Source organism: Hydrogenophaga sp. (assembly GCF_025699295.1).
Taxonomy (GTDB): domain Bacteria; phylum Pseudomonadota; class Gammaproteobacteria; order Burkholderiales; family Burkholderiaceae_C; genus Hydrogenophaga.
Genome location: NZ_JAILWB010000013.1, coordinates 60,458 through 76,913 on the forward strand (window position 1 = coordinate 60,458; position 16,456 = coordinate 76,913).

Consider the following 16,456-nt stretch of genomic DNA (forward strand, 5'->3'; position numbering starts at 1 on the left):
GCGGACCGGAACTTTGTAAGAATCGCCCCTGTCCCACGACGGACGAAGAAGCCCGACCGGCATCCTCCGGGGCGGGGCACGATGCCCAAGGACAGCGCCATGATCATCCGCACCCGCGACAACGGCTTCAATCATCCCCTGCCCAGCGAAATCACACCGCAGGCGGTTTATCGAAGCCGCAGGCAATGGCTGCTTGCCGCAGCGGCACTCGGGGGTGGTGGTATTGCCTCATGGGCCGGGCGCAGTGCCTGGGCGCAGGCTGCAGCGGTGCCCAGGCCCGGAAAGCTCGCCGCCTTGCCGGGCCGGCGTTCGGTCGTTCCGGGCGCGGCGACCATGGAGGCCCTGACCTCTTACGGCGATGCGACTTCCTACAACAACTATTACGAATTCGGCACCGACAAGTCCGATCCGGCATCTGCCGCCGGGACGCTCAAGCCGCGCCCCTGGACGGTGAGTGTGGAAGGGCTGGTGAACAAGCCGGGTACCTTTGACCTCGACGCGTTGCTCAAGCTCAGCCCGATGGAGGAGCGCATCTACCGCCTGCGCTGTGTCGAAGGCTGGTCGATGGTGATCCCTTGGGTCGGCTATTCACTGAGCGAACTGGTCAAGGCGGTCCAGCCGCAGGGCAGCGCAAAGTACGTTGAGTTCGTGACGCTGGCCGACCCGAAGCAGATGCCCGGACTGCGCTCGAACGTGCTGGACTGGCCGTACGTGGAAGGTTTGCGCCTGGACGAGGCCATGCACCCGCTCACGCTGCTGGCATTCGGCATGTACGGTGAGGTGTTGCCGAACCAGAACGGCGCGCCGCTGCGCCTGGTGGTTCCCTGGAAGTACGGTTTCAAGAGCGGCAAGTCACTGGTGAAGATCCGCTTCACCGACAAGGAGCCACGGACCGCCTGGAACGTGGCCGCCCCGCAGGAGTACGGCTTCTATTCCAATGTGAATCCGGAGGTCTCGCATCCGCGCTGGAGCCAGGCCACCGAGCGCCGCATTGGCGAAGGCAGCGGACTGTTTGCCAAGCGCCGCCAGACGCAGATGTTCAACGGTTATGAACCCCAGGTCGGCCAGCTCTATGCCGGCATGGATCTGCGCAAGTTGTTCTGAACTGTCGGCGAGCCCTGGTATTGCCTTGAGTTCCACCGCCGCCACCAGAAACGCATCCGCGTCCGGGGTTGTTCGCGTGGGTTCGCGCATCAACCGCTGGCTCGGGCACCGTGTCGCCAAGCCCGTCGTGTTTCTGCTGGCTTGTCTGCCGTTCGTCTGGCTCGTGTGGGCAGCATTCAGTGATCAGCTCGGTGCCAACCCGGCCGAAGCACTGATCCGATCCCTGGGCGACTGGAGCTTGCGCTTCCTGGTGCTGGTGCTGGCGATCACCCCGCTGCGCGTGATGGCCGGGTGGTCTGCGCTGGCGCGTCTGCGCCGCATGGTGGGCTTGTTCGTGTTCTTCTATGCCTGCATGCACCTGCTGGCCTACGCCTGGTTCGACATGGAGTTCGATCTGCCGGGCATCGCTGCCGACGTGGTCAAGCGCCCGTTCATCCTGGTGGGCTTTCTGGGCTGGGCGCTGTTGCTGGCGCTGGCGGCGACCTCGTTCAATCGCGCCATCCGTGGGATGGGCGCGGCGCGCTGGCAGATGCTGCACCGCGCGGTGTACTTGATCGCGGGCCTGGCGGTGCTGCATTTCTTCTGGATGCGCAGCGGTAAAAACGACTTCGCCGAAGTCGCGGTGTACGCCGCGATCCTGGTGGCCTTGCTGGGCTGGCGCTTGTGGCGCCGCATCTTGCGCAAACCGGCGTTGGCTTGAGAATTTTTGCGCAGCTCAGACTGCGGGCAGCGCGCGCTCTGTGCGGAGTTGGTCCGCCGCGGTTTCGCGGGCGCGGATGAGGATGGCGTCTTCGCCATCCACCAGCACTTCGGCCGCTCGGCCTCGGGTGTTGTAGTTGCTGGCCATGCTCATGCAATAGGCACCCGCCGACAGGACAGCTAGCAGATCCCCTTGTTGCACGGCCAGCGCACGGTCGCGCCCGATCCAGTCACCGCTCTCGCACACCGGGCCCACCACGTCCCATGTGGTGGGCTCGCCTTCGCGTGGGGTCAGCGGCACGATGCGGTGAAACGCCTGGTACATGGCCGGGCGCGGCAGGTCGTTCATGGCGGCGTCGACGATGAGGAAGTTCTTGTGCTCACCCGGTTTCAGGTAAAGCACCTCGGTCAGGCACACGCCGGCATTGCCCACTAGCGATCGGCCAGGCTCGATGAATATCTTGCGGTCACCGAAGCCGCGCGCGTCCATGCGTTGCAGCAATTGAGCCCAGAGGGTGTCGGCCTCCGGCGGGGCGTCATCCTGATAGTCGATGCCCAGGCCGCCACCGAAGTCGATGTGCTCGATGGTCACGCCTTCGCCCTCGATGGCCTGCACCAGATCCAGCACGCGGTCCATGGCGTCCAGATACGGGGCGGTCTGGGTGATCTGCGAGCCGATGTGGCAGTCGATGCCTACCACGCGCAACCCCTGGCATGTGGCGGCATGGCGGTAGGTGGAGATCACCTCCTCGTGCGCGATGCCGAACTTGTTGCCTTTGAGTCCGGTGGAAATGTAGGGATGGGTACGCGCGTCCACGTTAGGGTTCACGCGCACGCTTACCGGTGCACGCAGACCCATGTCGCGCGCCACTTCGTCCAGCACATCGAGCTCAGCGCGGCTTTCCACGTTGAAGCAGCCGATGCCCGCGGTCAGCGCCTGCCGCATCTCGGCGCGGGTCTTGCCCACGCCCGAGAAGATGACCTTCGACGGCTCGGCGCCGGCCGCGAGTGCTCGGTCAAGCTCCCCGCCGGAGACGATGTCGAGCCCGCAACCCGCACGCACCAGGGTCTGCAGGATGGCCAGCGATGAGTTGGCCTTCATCGCATAGCAAATCAGATGCGCACGCCCCGCCAGCCCACGCTGGTAGGCCGCGAGGGCCTCCAGAATGGCCGCGCGGCTGTAGACGAACAAGGGTGTGCCGTGCTCACGGGCCAGACGGTCCAGGGGCAGGTTTTCTGCCATCAATCGCTGATTCTGATAGGCAAAGTGCGGCGGCAGCGAAGAGGCGGGCTGGCCCGATGAAGTGGTCATGCGGCAAATGGGAAGAAGAGAGCGCTTCAGCGCTGTTCGGGGGCCGCCGGTGCGGTCCGCACCGGGGCATCGGCGGCCTTTTCGACGGTGGAGGCAGATGGAGGCGGCAAATACAGCGAGCCCCGCTGACCGCAGGCAGTGAGCACAATGAGGGTCATGGAAATCACCGCGATGGCCATGCCACGCAAGGGGCTGGCAGCCCGACCTAGAATGCGTTTTGAACCTAACATCGACGCATTGTAATGACCGACATCGAGTATCTGGACCGCGCGGAAGCCTTGCTGCAAGCGATCGAATTGGCCTGCGACCGCATCAACGACAGCACAGATGCCGACATCGACAACCAGCGCGTGGGCGGTATGGTCACGATGACCTTTGCGAATGGCAGCCAGATCATCGTCAACCTGCAAAAACCCCTGCACGAGGTGTGGATGGCCGCGCGAGCCGGAGGCTTCCACTACAAGCACGACGGCAGGGTGTGGATCGACACCAAGGGCCAGGGCGAGTTCTTCGCCCACCTGTCACGTTGCGCGTCAGAGCAGGCCGAATTGCCGCTGGTTTTCAGTTCCTGAACAGGTCAAGGATGCTGCGGCGTTCTTCGACAGGCGGTGGCGGCCTGGTCAAGGGCATACCATTGGCGTCGAACTCGCCGGGGGGTGTCAAGGCGCCAGGCCAGGGATCCTGCAGGCCGAGGCCGTGCACACCACGGCCGGGCCCGAACTCTTCGTAGTACCACTCTCCGCCGACGTTGATGACGCCTGGCGGTGGTGGATAGTGCGTCTCGGGGACGCCCTTGAGCGCTTCCGACATGAACGAAATCCAGATGGGCAGGCTCAGGCCACCGCCGGTTTCGCGGCTGCCGAGGTTGCGAGGCGAGTCGTAGCCCACCCAGGCCGCAGCGACGAGTGTGGGTTGGTATCCGACGAACCAGGCGTCCACCGCGTCGTTGGTGGTCCCCGTCTTACCGAACAGATCGGACCGCTTCAGCGCAGCGCGTGCGCGCGCAGCGGTGCCCGATTGGGTAACTTCCTGCAGAAGGCTGTTCATGACGAACGCGTTGCGCGGTTCGATGACGCGCTGCGCATCGCTCAACGAAGTTTCGGGAGTTTCGTAGAGAACCTTGCCCTTGTGGTCCGAGATACGGGTGATCAGGACCGGTGGTACCCGATAACCCCCATTTGCAAAAACGGCGTACCCGGTGGCCATCTGCAGTGGCGTTACCGAACCCGCTCCAAGCGCCATGGTGAGGTAGGGAGGGTGTTTGTCGGCGTCGAATCCGAAACGTGTCACCCATTCCTGAGCGCTCTGGGTGCCTACCAGCTGAAGCACACGAATCGAGACCATGTTCTTGGACTTGGCCAGCGCGCGCCGCACCGACATCGGGCCTTCGAACTGGCCGTCGTAGTTCTTGGGCTCCCACGGCTTTCCGCCGGTCTCCTCGGCAGAGTAGAACAGCGGAGCGTCGTTGACCACGGTCATGGGTGTCAGGCCCTTCTCCAGAGCGGCCGAGTAGATGAACGGCTTGAAGCTCGATCCCGGCTGGCGCCATGCCTGCGTCACGTGATTGAACTTGCTCTTCTGGAAGTCAAACCCGCCGATCAGCGCACTGACCTTGCCCGTGCGAGGGTCGAGTGCGACGAACGCCGATTCCACTTCGGGCAACTGGGTAATGCGCCACCCTTTGGGGCCGGTCTGCACAACCCGGATAACCGCGCCTGGCCGAATCTTGATGTTGGGCCCAGCCTTGTCCGAGAGACCTGACTGGACAGGCCTGAGCCCTTCACCCGTGATCTCGAAAGGCTCGCCGTCCTGGCGCACGGCAACGACGCGCCGGGCGCTTGCCTCAAGCACCACTGCTGACAAGAGGTCGTCGTTGTCGGGGCGTTCCGTCAAAGCGTCATCAATGGCGTCATCGCGAGCGGCCTTGTCTTTCGGCAGCTCTATGAACAGCTCCGGTCCGCGATAGAACTGACGCCGCTCGAAGTCGAGGACACCTTGCCGGACGGCCTTGTAGGCTGCCAGTTGGTCCTCAGATTTGATCGTCGTAGTGACCACCAGGCCCCGTGTATAGGCCTCCTCGCCGTACTGGGAGACAATGGACTGACGAACCATTTCCGCGACAAACTCGGCGTGCGGACGATCGGAATTGCTGATCGTCCGCAGCTTGATCTCCTCGGATTTCGCCACCTCCGCCTCTGCTGTCGAGATGTAGCCGTTCTCCACCATGCGGTCGATGATGTGCAGCTGGCGGCTGCGCGCGCGTCGGGGGTTGCGGACCGGGTTGTAGGCCGATGGCGCCTGTGGCAAGCCCGCGAGCATCGCTGCCTCGGCCACGGTGACATCCTTGAGCGACTTGCCAAAGTAGATCTGCGCCGCCGTGGCGAATCCATAGGCCCTTTGGCCCAGGTAGATCTGGTTCATATAGATCTCGAGGATCTGCTCCTTGGTGAGCATGTGCTCAAGCTTGAATGTCAGCAGTACCTCATAGATCTTGCGTGTGTAGCTCTTCTCGGCAGAGAGGTACACGTTGCGCGCCACCTGCATGGTGATGGTCGAGGCACCCTGGCTCTTGGCCTGTCGCAGATTGGCCAGCGCGGCGCGGATCATGCCGCGATAGTCGACGCCGCTGTGTTCAAAGAACCGGGCGTCCTCGATGGCAAGCACCGCGTTCTTCATCACGGCTGGTATTTCGTCGATCGTGAGCAGGTTGCGCCGCTCTTCCCCGAACTCTCCCAGCAGATCGCCTTCGGCAGAGATCACGCGCAGTGGCAGCTTGGGCCGGTAGTCGGCCAGACCAGCCACCTCCGGCAGGTTGGGGTAAGCCACGGCCAGAGCGATGGCGACGGCCATCAGCACACACGCAACACCCGCCGCCGCCAGTCCGGCCAGACCCACCACCAAGCGACCCGCCCAGACCAGGGCAGGGCGCCCGGTCAATACTGGCGCGTCAGAGGAGTTGGTCGAAGAAGTGTCTTTCTTGGGCATGCAGTCGTTCAGAGCCGGAGCCCTTGATTATAAAAATCCGGAAACGGGGAATGGGCGCGTTCAACGTATTGTGAGTTGTTGTGCATTTCCCGGCCGAGCGGTCGATGAAGCAGTTCACGGTGGGTCTGGATGCGTATGCTTTTGACAACGTTTCACTTTGTCGCAAAGGCAAAAAATCTTTGCTGGACAAAGGGCTTGCTGCTAGCATTCAAGTGAATTCTTAAGTCTGGCGACGTCTGTCGCGATCATTTTTGGGGGCCACCTTGATCTCATTGGGGTCGTTATTCAGCCGGGAACCGGCGCCCTTGCTGGGCATCGATGTCAGTTCTTCCAGTGTCAAACTGGTTGAGCTCGGTCGCAACCGTTCGGGCGATCTGGTGCTTGAGCGTTGCGCCATGGAACCGCTGGAGCGAGGCTGGATCACCGACGGCAACATTGAGAAGTTCGATGAGGTGGCCGAGGCGGTGCGCCGCGTGGTCCGCAAGAGTGGTAGCAAGACCCGGAACGTGGCGCTCGCGCTGCCGGCCTCGGCTGTGATCACCAAGAAGATCATTCTGCCCGGTGGTCTGTCTGACAAGGAGCTTGAAGCGCAGGTCGAGTCGGAGGCCAACCAGTACATTCCCTTTTCCCTGGACGAAGTGAGCTTGGACTTTTGCGTGATTGGTCCGAGCGCGAACTCGGTCGGTGACGTGGAGGTGCTGATCGCTGCGTCGCGCAAGGAAAAGGTGTCGGATCGGCAAGGCCTGGCGGAGGCCGCCGGGCTCAAGCCTGTGGTCATGGATGTCGAGTCGTATGCATCTCGCATGGCCGCAGGCCGAGTGATCGAAACGCTGCCCAACCAGGGCGTGGACTCGCTGGTGGCGCTGTTCGAGGTGGGGGCTCTGACCACCAGCATGCAGGTGATCCGCAATGACGATGTGTTGTATGAGCGTGATCAGGCCTTTGGCGGCGCTCAGTTGACGCAGCTCATCGTGCGCCAGTATGGATTTTCGTCCGACGAAGCCGAAGCCAAGAAGCGCTCGGGCGATCTGCCGGACGACTACCGATCGGCAGTGCTCGATCCTTTCATCGAGAGCATGGCTCAGGAGATTGGCCGGGCGCTCCAGTTCTTCTTTACCAGCACCCCTTACAACAAGCTGGACCACATCCTGCTCGCGGGTGGTAGTGCGGCGCTGCCAGGCCTTACTGAAGCGGTGACCCACCAGACGTCGTTCGCGTGCATGGTGATCAATCCGTTTGATGCCATGGAGATGGCTGCATCGATTCAGGCGCGCAAGATATCGCGCGAAGCGCCGTCCTACCTGACCTCCACCGGACTGGCCTTGCGGAGGTTCTTCCAATGATTCTGATCAACCTGTTGCCTCACCGCGAGGCGGCCAGAAAGAGGCGCAAGGATCAGTTCTTCACGCAACTCGGCTTGTCCGCGCTGCTGGGTGGTGTCATCTGCGGAGCGGTGTTCACCTGGTATCAGGGGCAGATTTCCGCGCAGCAGGATCGCAACCGCTTTTTGCAGTCCGAGATCGCCAAGCTGGACGAAGAGATCAAGGACATCGCCAATTTGCAACGGGAAATCGCCTCGCTGCGTGCCCGCCAGACGGCGGTGGAAAATCTGCAGGGAGATCGCAATCTCCCTGTGCACCTGCTGGATGAACTCGCCGCCCAGTTGCCTGAGGGCGTTTACCTCAGCAGCATGAAGCAGCAGGACCAGAGTGTGTTGTTGGTTGGAGTGGCACAGTCGCAGGAACGGGTGTCGGATCTGTTGCGCAACCTGGCGAACAACAGCCCGTGGCTTGTCAGGCCTGACCTCGTGGAAATCGTCGCCGCCAGGTCTTCGGCTACCGGACGCGATCAGCGTCGGGTTTCGAACTTCACGATTCGCGCGACGCTCAAGCGCCCGTCCGCAGCACCTGCCGCTGCGCCTGGCAAAGGCTGATCGAGGACCCGCGCACCATGGCCAAAACACCCAGTATCAACGTGGATTTCAAGGGAATCCAGGACACGCTCAAGAACCAGTTCACAGGTCTTGATCCGAACGACCCATCCCAGTGGCCGGGGTTGCCACGCAACCTGCTGTTCATCGCCGTGTGCGTGGCAGTGATTGCAGGCTTGTGGTTTGCCTGGCTGAAGACTTCGGATGAAGAGCTGATCGCAGAAAAGGCGCGCGAGGAGCAGTTGCGGGAAGACTACCGTAAAAAGCTTGTTCAGGCGGTCAACCTGGATGCGCTGCGCAAGCAGCTCGAGCAAGTGCAGCAATACGTGACGCAACTCGAAAAGCAGCTTCCCAGCAAGGCCGAGATGGACGCGCTGTTGTCGGACATCAACCAGGCTGGCCTGGGGCGCAGTCTGCAGTTCGAGCTGTTTCGTCCGGGGCAGGTGAGTGTCAAGGAGTACTACGCGGAGCTTCCGATTACTGTGCGTGTGACGGGCACCTACCATGACATCGGACTGTTTGCGGCCGACATCGCCAACCTGTCGCGCATCGTCACGCTCAACAACCTGAGTCTGACACCCGTCCGCGATCGCGAAGGGGTTCTGACCATGGACTGCACGGCCAAGACATTCAGGTATCTGGACCAGGAAGAGGTGGCTGCGCAGCAGAAGGCTGTCAAGGGCGCCAAGGGAGCCAAGAAGTGAAGCACATTCGAGGAATGTCCCTGGGCGTCGGACTGACGCTGGCACTTGTCGTGTCGGCCTGCACATCGTCCGGAGAGGATGAGTTGCAGGCCTGGATGCTGAGCGAGCGAAACTCCATCAAACCGTCGGTCAAGCCGATCCCGGAGCCCACCAAGTTCGTGCCCCAGGCCTACGAGGCCGAGCGCCTGACCCAGCCCTTCAGTACGGAAAAGCTGGCCAGTGTCCTGCGAGGATCGCAATCGACTCCGGTGGCGAACTCGGCATTGATCGAGCCCGAGCTCAACCGGCGCAAGCAGCCGCTGGAGGCATTCCCTCTTGACACCATGTCGATGGTGGGCAGTCTGAACCGCGACGGCCAACTGGTTGCTTTGGTGAAGGTGGATCAACTGTTGTATCAGGTGCGACCTGGCAACTATCTGGGCCAGAACTATGGGCGTGTGACTCGCATCACTGAAACCGAGGTGGTGATGCGCGAAATCGTGCAGGATTCCGCTGGGGAATGGACCGAGCGCGCCGCAGCGCTGCAGCTACAAGAGGATGCTTCTAAATGAACAAGCCAAACAAGGCGACGGGATTCGCAGCCGTGGAGCGGGGGGTGCTCAAGGGGGCCATATTCGCGTGCATGGCATTGACCTCCGTTTGGGCGCAGGCGCAGAACGCGATCCAGTCGCTCACCGGGGGCATTCAGGGTGGCGTGGAAGTCATCCGCATCAACACGACAGAACCCCTCACGGCAATTCCAACCGGCTTCACGATTCAGGCTCCGGCGCGTATTGCGCTGGATTTTCCGGGCGTGGCCAACGCCATCGGACGCAATGCGGTCGAGATCAACGAGGGCAATCTCCGGTCGGCCAACGTCGTGCAGGCGGGTGATCGCACGCGCGTGGTCATCAACCTGAAACAGGCGGCGGCCTACGAGGCCAAGATCGACGGCAAGACGCTGCTGGTGGTGCTTGAGCGCGCGCAGCCTGTGTCGGCACCCACCGCGCCGCCTTCCGCCTTTGCGGAGAACCGCAACCGAGACGTGGCCGCCTTGCGTGACATCGACTTCCGTCGTGGCGTTGGCAATGCGGGCCGCGTGGTGGTCGAACTGGCCAACAATCAGGTTGGCGTGGACATCCGCCAGCAAGGTCAGAACCTGGTGGTTGAGTTCCTCAAGACATCCCTGCCGGAGGGGCTGCGCCGCCGTCTCGATGTCAGCGATTTCGGTACCCCAGTGCAGAGCGTGACCACCACACAGACCGGTGACCGTGTTCGCATGGTGGTCACTCCGACAGGCAACTGGGAGCATTCGGCTTACCAGAGCGACAACCAGTTCGTTCTGGAGGTGCGTGAACAGAAGATCGACGCATCCAAGCTCACGCAAGGCCCGGGTTACAACGGCGAAAAGCTGTCGCTGAACTTCCAGAACATCGAAGTGCGGTCCCTGTTGCAGGTGATTGCCGACTTCACCAACTTCAACATCGTGACTTCCGATTCAGTGACGGGATCCGTGACGCTCAGGCTCAAGGACGTTCCCTGGGACCAGGCGCTGGACATCATCCTTCAGGCCAAGGGCCTGGGCATGCGCAAGTCAGGCAACGTGCTGTGGATCGCGCCCAAGGACGAGATCGCGGCTCGGGAAAAGCAGGAGCTGGAGTCCAAGGCATCCATCGAGAGTCTGGAAACCCTGCGCACGCAAGGCTTCCAGATGAACTACGCCAAGGCAGCCGACATCGCTGCCCAATTGACCTCGACGGGCAGCGGGGGCAGTAGCGCAGGTGCTGCCAATGCGCGCATCCTTTCAAGCCGTGGCAGTGTGATCTCCGAGCCGCGCACCAACCAGTTGTTTGTGACCGATATTCCGTCTCGCCTGGAGCAAGTGCAGGATCTCATTTCAAAGCTCGACATTCCGATCCGCCAGGTGATGATCGAAGCCCGAATCGTGGAGGCCGATGACACCTTTGGAAAATCTCTGGGCGTACGCCTGGGAGGTGGCGTGCGTGGCTTTGGCGTGGGTTCCGTCAACGGCAGCCAGGTTCAGGGGAACTTCGGTTCGAACTATGCTGCGGTGACCACTGGCCCGACGTTGACGTCGGCACCTTTCGTGAGTCTGCCAGCTAATCCGGGCACGGCTGCGGCTGCGTCGTACGCGCTGTCCCTGTTCAGCCCGAACGCGTCGAGATTCCTGAGCCTGGAAATCTCGGCTCTTGAGTCCGATGGCAAGGGTCGCATTGTCTCCAGCCCGCGCGTGGTGACGGCCGATCAGGTCAAGGCGTTGATAGAGCAGGGCACGGAGTTTCCGTACCAGACCGCCACCTCCAGCGGCGCTACTGCCATTGCCTTCCGCAAGGCCAACCTCAAACTCGAGGTGACTCCGCAGATCACGCCCGAGGGCAACATCATCCTGGATCTGGACATCAACAAGGACAGTCGCGGAGAGTCCACGGCGGATGGCATTGCCATCAACACCAAGCATGTTCAGACCCAGGTTCTGGTGGAGAACGGTGGTACGGTGGTGATCGGTGGCATCTTCGAGCAGACCGAGCGGGACCAGGTGAACAAGGTTCCGTTGCTGGGTGATTTGCCCGGGGTGGGCAATCTGTTCAAGTCACGGGACCGGATCTCCAACAAGTCCGAGTTGCTGATCTTCATCACGCCACGTGTGCTGGGGCGCTCGGCGATCAATTGAGCCTGTCATCGAGTTTTCTGGTTGGCCTGCCGGGCTCCGGCAAGTCGACCGTGGGGCGGCAACTCGCCCGGCGCCTTTCGCTTCCCTTCTTTGATACCGATCACGTGATCGAGCAGCGCCTGGGCTGCTCGATCCGGGAGTTCTTCGAACGCGAGGGTGAGGATCGGTTTCGCGACCTCGAGGCCTCTGTAGTTGATGAGCTCACGCAAGGCCCCGCTGCGGTGGTGTCCACTGGGGGAGGGGCGGTGCTGCGATCCGAGAATCGGACCTGTCTGCATGAGCGAGGCACGGTGTTTTATCTCAGATCCGCTCCGGAAGAGGTCTTTCGCCGGTTGAGGCACGATCGCAATCGTCCCTTGTTGCAGGTGGCCGACCCGCTGCAGCGCCTGCGCGATCTGTTCGATGCCCGCGATCCGCTCTACCGCGCGGTTGCGCACTTCGTCATCGAAACCGGCCGACCGTCCGTGGCCACGCTGGTCAACATGATTGTCATGCAGCTTGAACTGGGAGGTGCTTCAGTCGCTGAGGCCACACGCCGACCAGGTGGGCAGGGCCTTAGAGGTGCCACTGAAGGCGGTGACAGGGGTCGCACCGAATAAACTCGGTGGCCATGACGTCACAACATCCGGTTTCATCAGTCCAGCGGATCCACATCGCGCTGGGGGAGCGCAGCTACGAGATCGCAATCGGTGCGGGATTGCTGGGCGCAGAGACCAGCTATGCAGGACTGCCCCGCGCGGCGCATGCCATGATCGTGACCAACCCGACGGTCGGGTCACTGTATGGTGAAGATCTGGTCAACGCACTGAAAGGCCACTACCCGTTAGTGCATACCGTGGTGCTGCCGGATGGCGAGTCGCACAAAACCTGGGAGTCGCTCAACCTGATCTTCGATGCCCTGCTGTCCAACGGCTGTGACCGGAGCACGGTGTTGTTTGCGTTGGGTGGCGGGGTGGTGGGGGACATGACGGGTTTTGCCGCTGCCAGCTACATGCGGGGTGTCCCGTTTGTGCAGGTGCCCACCACGCTTCTGGCACAGGTGGATTCGTCGGTGGGCGGCAAGACGGCAATCAATCATGCGCTGGGCAAGAACATGATCGGCGCCTTCTACCAGCCGCAGCGTGTGTTGTGTGACCTGGATGCTATCAAGTCGCTGCCGGACCGCGAACTCAGCGCGGGGCTGGCTGAAGTCATCAAATACGGTCCGATCGCGGACATGGCTTTCATGGCCTGGATGGAAGCGAACGTGGACGCGCTCATGGCGCGCGATTCGAGCGCTCTGGCGTTCGCGGTGCGCCGCAGTTGCGAGATCAAGGCACAAGTGGTGAGTCAGGACGAGCGCGAGTCTGGTGTGCGTGCCATTCTGAACTTCGGGCATACCTTTGGCCACGCTATCGAGGCGGGCATGGGCTACGGCGCCTGGCTGCATGGTGAAGCGGTGGGCTGCGGAATGGTCATGGCGGCGCGGCTCTCTGCGGCGCTGGGGTTGATTGATCAGGCGTTTGTCGACCGGCTGCGGCATCTGGTCGAACGTGCGGGTCTGCCTGTGGTCGCCCCGGTGCTGGATGCGCGGGACAATGTGGGCCGTTACATGGCGCTCATGCGGGTGGACAAGAAAGCCGAAGCCGGGGCCATCAAGTTTGTCGTGATCGATCCCGTCGGCCATGCCGCGGTGCGCAGCGCCCCTGACGAAATGGTGGCTGAAGTGATCAGCGTCAGTTGTCACGTGCGATGACGCCAGTTTCTGCCGTGACACAGAGCCGGGCATTGGCCTGCTTTGCGTGTGATCCGGCGGGCAGCCGCGGACGCCGGCACCCGGAGCCTGAAGCGCCCACCCGCTCGGCTTTTCAGCGTGACCGCGATCGTGTGATCCATTCGACCGCATTCCGGCGCCTGGTCTACAAGACACAGGTGTTTCTGAATCACGAAGGAGACCTGTTCCGCACGCGGCTGACCCATTCACTCGAAGTCGCTCAATTGGGGCGCAGCATCGCGCGTTCACTGCAGCTCAACGAAGACCTGGTGGAGGCGATCGCGCTGGCGCACGATCTGGGGCACACGCCGTTTGGTCACGCGGGACAGGACGCACTTGATGCCAGCATCAGGAATTGCCACTCGGACTCAAGGCCTGCCGATGCGGACGGGTGGGGTTTCGAGCACAACCTCCAGAGTCTGCGCGTGGTCGACGAACTGGAAGAGCGTTATCCCGCGTTCGACGGGCTCAACCTGTGTTTTGAGACGCGGGAGGGCATCCTCAAGCACTGCTCCAGAACCAATGCGCAGCGGCTCGAGTCGCAGGAACCCGACGGCGTGGCCTCCCGGTTTTTGCGTGGAAGTTCGCCGTCGCTCGAAGCCCAACTGTGCAACCTTGCCGATGAAATCGCGTACAACGCCCACGATGTCGACGATGGCGTGCGATCGGGCCTGCTCACGATGGAGCAACTGGAAGAGGTTGAATTGTTCGACCACTACCGTCGCGAAGCCTTGACGGCGCACCCGATGCTCGCGGGACGTCGGCTGCTTTTCGAGTCGATTCGCCTCATGCTCAGCGATCAGGTCTATGACGTGATAGCCACCACGCGCGCGCGCATTGCGGACGCGGGTGTCGACGGGCCGGATGCTGTGCGTGCCAGCCCGCCACTGGTGGCGTTCTCTGAGGACATGCGCGAACGCTCCCGGACGCTGAAGACGTTTCTGTTCCGCAATCTTTACCGGCATCCGCAAGTCATGGAGACCACCAACCGGGCGCGTCGAGTCGTCGCCGACCTGTTCGATCGTTACCTGAGTGCCCCTGAGGAACTGCCCGAAGCGCACGGGCGCCGGCAACACCTGCCCAGAGCCGTGGCCGACTACATCGCCGGCATGACCGATCGCTTCGCGATTCGAGAACACGAAAGGCTGTTCGGGGCGGTGTTGTTTCCGTGACGACCCTCGTCCCTTCCAACCCGCGCAGACTGGCGGCCCTCGTGGTGACCGTGGGCGTCACCTGCGCTCTGCACGTGGGCAAACTGCCTGTCGCCATCCCGGTGTTGCGCGAGAGTCTGGGGCTGACCCTCGTGCAAGCTGGTTTCCTGCTCTCATTGGTGCAGCTTGCGGGCATGACGCTCGGACTGCTGGTGGGCCTGATGGCCGATCGGCTCGGAGCCCGCCGCGTCATGCTGGCCGGCCTGGGCTTGCTGGCCAGCGGCAGCGCTTTGGGGGCTTTGGCCCGCGATGTGGAAATGCTGTTGGCCACGCGGATTCTGGAGGGCATGGGTTTTCTGTTGGCGGTACTTCCCGCTCCGGGCCTGCTGCGCCAGCGCGTGCACCATGGGCCGACGCTCTCGCGCTCGTTGGGCTGGTGGGGCGCCTACATGCCCCTGGGCACAGCGCTGGCCTTGCTGCTCGGAGTGCCCCTGCTGTCCGCCGTGGGATGGCGCTGGGCCTGGGCCTTGCTCGCGCTGCTGTCGCTGCTCGCAGCCGCAGGCGTGGCCAGGCAGGTGCCGCCGGACACGCCGATGGGGGTAGCACCCGGTGCGTTGTCGGGCGTGTCAGTGCTGGGGCCGCGACTGAAGCGGACTTTGAGCGCATCCAGCCCCTGGTTGATGGCCCTGGCGTTTTTTCTCTACTCGGGACAATGGCTTGCGGTAATCGGCTTCCTGCCCACGATCTACCATCAGGCGGGGTACCCCGACGCCATGGTTGCTTCGCTGAGTGCCCTGGCGGCAGGCATCAACATGCTCGGCAACATCGGTGCAGGCTGGTTGCTTGCGCGCGATGCTCGACCCGGTGCCGTGCTGTCACTGGCCTATGTGGCGATGGGCGTGGGTGCCGGGGTAGCGTTTGGCGCGGTGGGTCATCCTGTCTGGCAGTACATCGCTGTTCTGGTGTTCTCGGGCGTTGGTGGGCTGATTCCCGGCACCCTGTTCGGGCTTGCGGTCAAGCTTGCGCCCAGCAACGAGACCGTGTCCACCACCGTCGGCTGGATGCAGCAGTTCTCCGCACTCGGCCAGTTCCTGGGGCCTCCCATCGTGGCCTGGGTGGCCACTGTGGCAGGGGGGTGGCAATGGACATGGCTGGTCACGGGGGCGTCGTCCCTGCTGGGACTGATGCTCGCCGGGCGACTCCAGATGGCCTGGCAAGCGCGCGATCGGTCTTCTGCCTAATCGGGGTCGCATAATCGGGGTCGGATTCCAGTTCTGCCAGCCCTGCCAGTCCTGAAGCCCCTCCTTCCTCCGCATTGCCGTCTTCTCCTTCATGGCCCGTCTCGCCCGGCTCACCGTTCCCGGCTATCCCCACCACGTCATCCAGCGTGGCAATAACCGGCAGGACATCGTCCGCAGCGATGCGGATCGCGAGATGCTGCTCGACCTCCTGAGCGAGAACGCGCGCAAGCACCGGGTGGCGTTCAACGCCTATGTGCTGATGGACAACCATTTCCACCTGCTGCTCACCCCGGATACGGCCGATGGCGTGCCAGCGATGATGCAGGCCGTCGGGCGCCGCTATGTTCGCTATTTCAACGACCTGCACCATCGCACGGGGACCTTGTGGGAAGGGCGGTACCGGTCCACTCTGATTCAGACCGAGCGCTACCTGCTGGCCTGCATGGTCTACATGGATCTCAACCCGGTGCGGGCAGGCATGGTGAACGACCCGAAGCACCACCGCTGGTCCAGCTACCACCACTACAGCGGCCAGAGCCCGGACCGCCGCATCACGCCGCACCCCATGTACTGGAGTCTGGGCAACACGCCATTTGCCCGAGAGGCTGCTTACACCGAAATGGTGCGGTCGGGCCTGCCCGTGGAACAGATTGGCACCATCACCGACGGGACCTTGCATGGCTGGGCGATGGGTGATGAGGCTTTTGTGGCCGAACTGCAGAAGCGTACGCCCCGCCGCATCACCCGTGGCAGGCCGGGGCGGCCCGCAAGCGGCTCCGCGGAGCCGGACTGACGTGCTACACGCGTTACAGGGGGATCGCATCGCCTTTTAATATGTCCCCAATTAACTGGATCAAAAATTTGATTCACGAAAATTGGAATCTGACCCCGTTTAATCTGCTTGGC

The 16,456-nt window shown here is 62.6% G+C and carries 16 protein-coding genes; 13 read left to right on the forward strand and 3 right to left on the reverse strand.

What is annotated here, in order from left to right:
- The first annotated feature begins 99 nt into the window (after nt 1-99).
- Both msrP and K5880_RS15160 read left to right on the forward strand, forming a co-directional pair.
- Nucleotides 100-1,104, forward strand: a complete 1,005-nt coding sequence (gene msrP / locus K5880_RS15155) for a protein-methionine-sulfoxide reductase catalytic subunit MsrP (RefSeq protein ID WP_297653927.1) — start codon at nt 100-102, stop codon at nt 1,102-1,104.
- A gap of 19 nt (nt 1,105-1,123) precedes the next feature.
- Nucleotides 1,124-1,804: a protein-methionine-sulfoxide reductase heme-binding subunit MsrQ gene (locus K5880_RS15160; protein WP_297654185.1), complete on the forward strand. Its 681-nt coding sequence runs from the start codon at nt 1,124-1,126 to the stop codon at nt 1,802-1,804.
- A 15-nt stretch (nt 1,805-1,819) separates the two neighbouring features.
- Here K5880_RS15160 and lysA read toward each other — a convergent pair whose 3' ends face one another.
- Entirely contained in the window at nt 1,820-3,115 is a 1,296-nt protein-coding gene (gene lysA, locus K5880_RS15165; RefSeq protein ID WP_297653931.1) for a diaminopimelate decarboxylase, read from the reverse strand.
- A 26-nt stretch (nt 3,116-3,141) separates the two neighbouring features.
- The gene (locus tag K5880_RS15170; RefSeq protein ID WP_297653934.1) at nt 3,142-3,294 is read right to left on the reverse strand and encodes a lipoprotein; all 153 of its coding nucleotides are present in this window, start codon (nt 3,292-3,294) and stop codon (nt 3,142-3,144) included.
- 63 nt (nt 3,295-3,357) lie between these two features.
- Here K5880_RS15170 and cyaY point away from each other — a divergent pair, with 63 nt between their 5' ends.
- Nucleotides 3,358-3,687, forward strand: coding sequence for an iron donor protein CyaY (cyaY, locus tag K5880_RS15175; RefSeq protein ID WP_297653937.1), 330 nt, complete (start codon nt 3,358-3,360; stop codon nt 3,685-3,687).
- Here cyaY and K5880_RS15180 read toward each other — a convergent pair.
- Complete coding sequence (locus K5880_RS15180) at nt 3,677-6,100, reverse strand: penicillin-binding protein 1A (protein WP_297653940.1); 2,424 nt, start codon at nt 6,098-6,100, stop codon at nt 3,677-3,679. The two genes, cyaY and K5880_RS15180, sit on opposite strands and share 11 nt — an antisense overlap.
- Nucleotides 6,101-6,363: 263 nt before the next feature.
- Between K5880_RS15180 and K5880_RS15185 the strand changes: the two genes are divergently transcribed.
- The 10 genes from K5880_RS15185 to K5880_RS15230 all read left to right on the forward strand — a co-directional run bounded on the left by K5880_RS15185 (nt 6,364) and on the right by K5880_RS15230 (nt 16,343).
- Complete coding sequence (locus K5880_RS15185) at nt 6,364-7,443, forward strand: pilus assembly protein PilM (protein WP_297653943.1); 1,080 nt, start codon at nt 6,364-6,366, stop codon at nt 7,441-7,443.
- On the forward strand, nt 7,440-8,033 hold the full coding sequence (locus K5880_RS15190) for a PilN domain-containing protein (protein WP_297653946.1): 594 nt from the start codon (nt 7,440-7,442) through the stop codon (nt 8,031-8,033). The genes K5880_RS15185 and K5880_RS15190 overlap by 4 nt, the downstream gene beginning before the upstream one ends.
- A 17-nt stretch (nt 8,034-8,050) precedes the next feature.
- Complete coding sequence (locus tag K5880_RS15195) at nt 8,051-8,734, forward strand: type 4a pilus biogenesis protein PilO (RefSeq protein ID WP_297653948.1); 684 nt, start codon at nt 8,051-8,053, stop codon at nt 8,732-8,734.
- Nucleotides 8,735-8,748: 14 nt separating this feature from the next.
- Nucleotides 8,749-9,285 carry a pilus assembly protein PilP gene (locus K5880_RS15200; protein WP_297653950.1) on the forward strand — a complete coding sequence of 179 codons (537 nt, stop codon included), beginning with the start codon at nt 8,749-8,751 and terminating at the stop codon, nt 9,283-9,285.
- Nucleotides 9,286-9,356: 71 nt separating this feature from the next.
- Nucleotides 9,357-11,405, forward strand: coding sequence for a type IV pilus secretin family protein (gene pilQ / locus K5880_RS15205; protein WP_297653952.1), 2,049 nt, complete (start codon nt 9,357-9,359; stop codon nt 11,403-11,405).
- Nucleotides 11,402-12,004 (forward strand): shikimate kinase, encoded by a 603-nt coding sequence (locus K5880_RS15210; RefSeq protein ID WP_297653954.1) that lies wholly within the window; start codon nt 11,402-11,404, stop codon nt 12,002-12,004. Before pilQ ends, K5880_RS15210 begins: the two co-directional genes overlap by 4 nt.
- Nucleotides 12,005-12,015: 11 nt before the next feature.
- Nucleotides 12,016-13,140, forward strand: a complete 1,125-nt coding sequence (aroB, locus tag K5880_RS15215; RefSeq protein ID WP_297653957.1) for a 3-dehydroquinate synthase — start codon at nt 12,016-12,018, stop codon at nt 13,138-13,140.
- 14 nt (nt 13,141-13,154) lie between these two features.
- Nucleotides 13,155-14,330 carry a deoxyguanosinetriphosphate triphosphohydrolase gene (locus K5880_RS15220; RefSeq protein ID WP_297653960.1) on the forward strand — a complete coding sequence of 392 codons (1,176 nt, stop codon included), beginning with the start codon at nt 13,155-13,157 and terminating at the stop codon, nt 14,328-14,330.
- Nucleotides 14,327-15,550, forward strand: a complete 1,224-nt coding sequence (locus K5880_RS15225; RefSeq protein WP_297653964.1) for an MFS transporter — start codon at nt 14,327-14,329, stop codon at nt 15,548-15,550. Before K5880_RS15220 ends, K5880_RS15225 begins: the two co-directional genes overlap by 4 nt.
- A 91-nt stretch (nt 15,551-15,641) precedes the next feature.
- On the forward strand, nt 15,642-16,343 hold the full coding sequence (locus K5880_RS15230; RefSeq protein ID WP_297653966.1) for a transposase: 702 nt from the start codon (nt 15,642-15,644) through the stop codon (nt 16,341-16,343).
- The last annotated feature ends 113 nt before the right edge of the window (nt 16,344-16,456 follow it).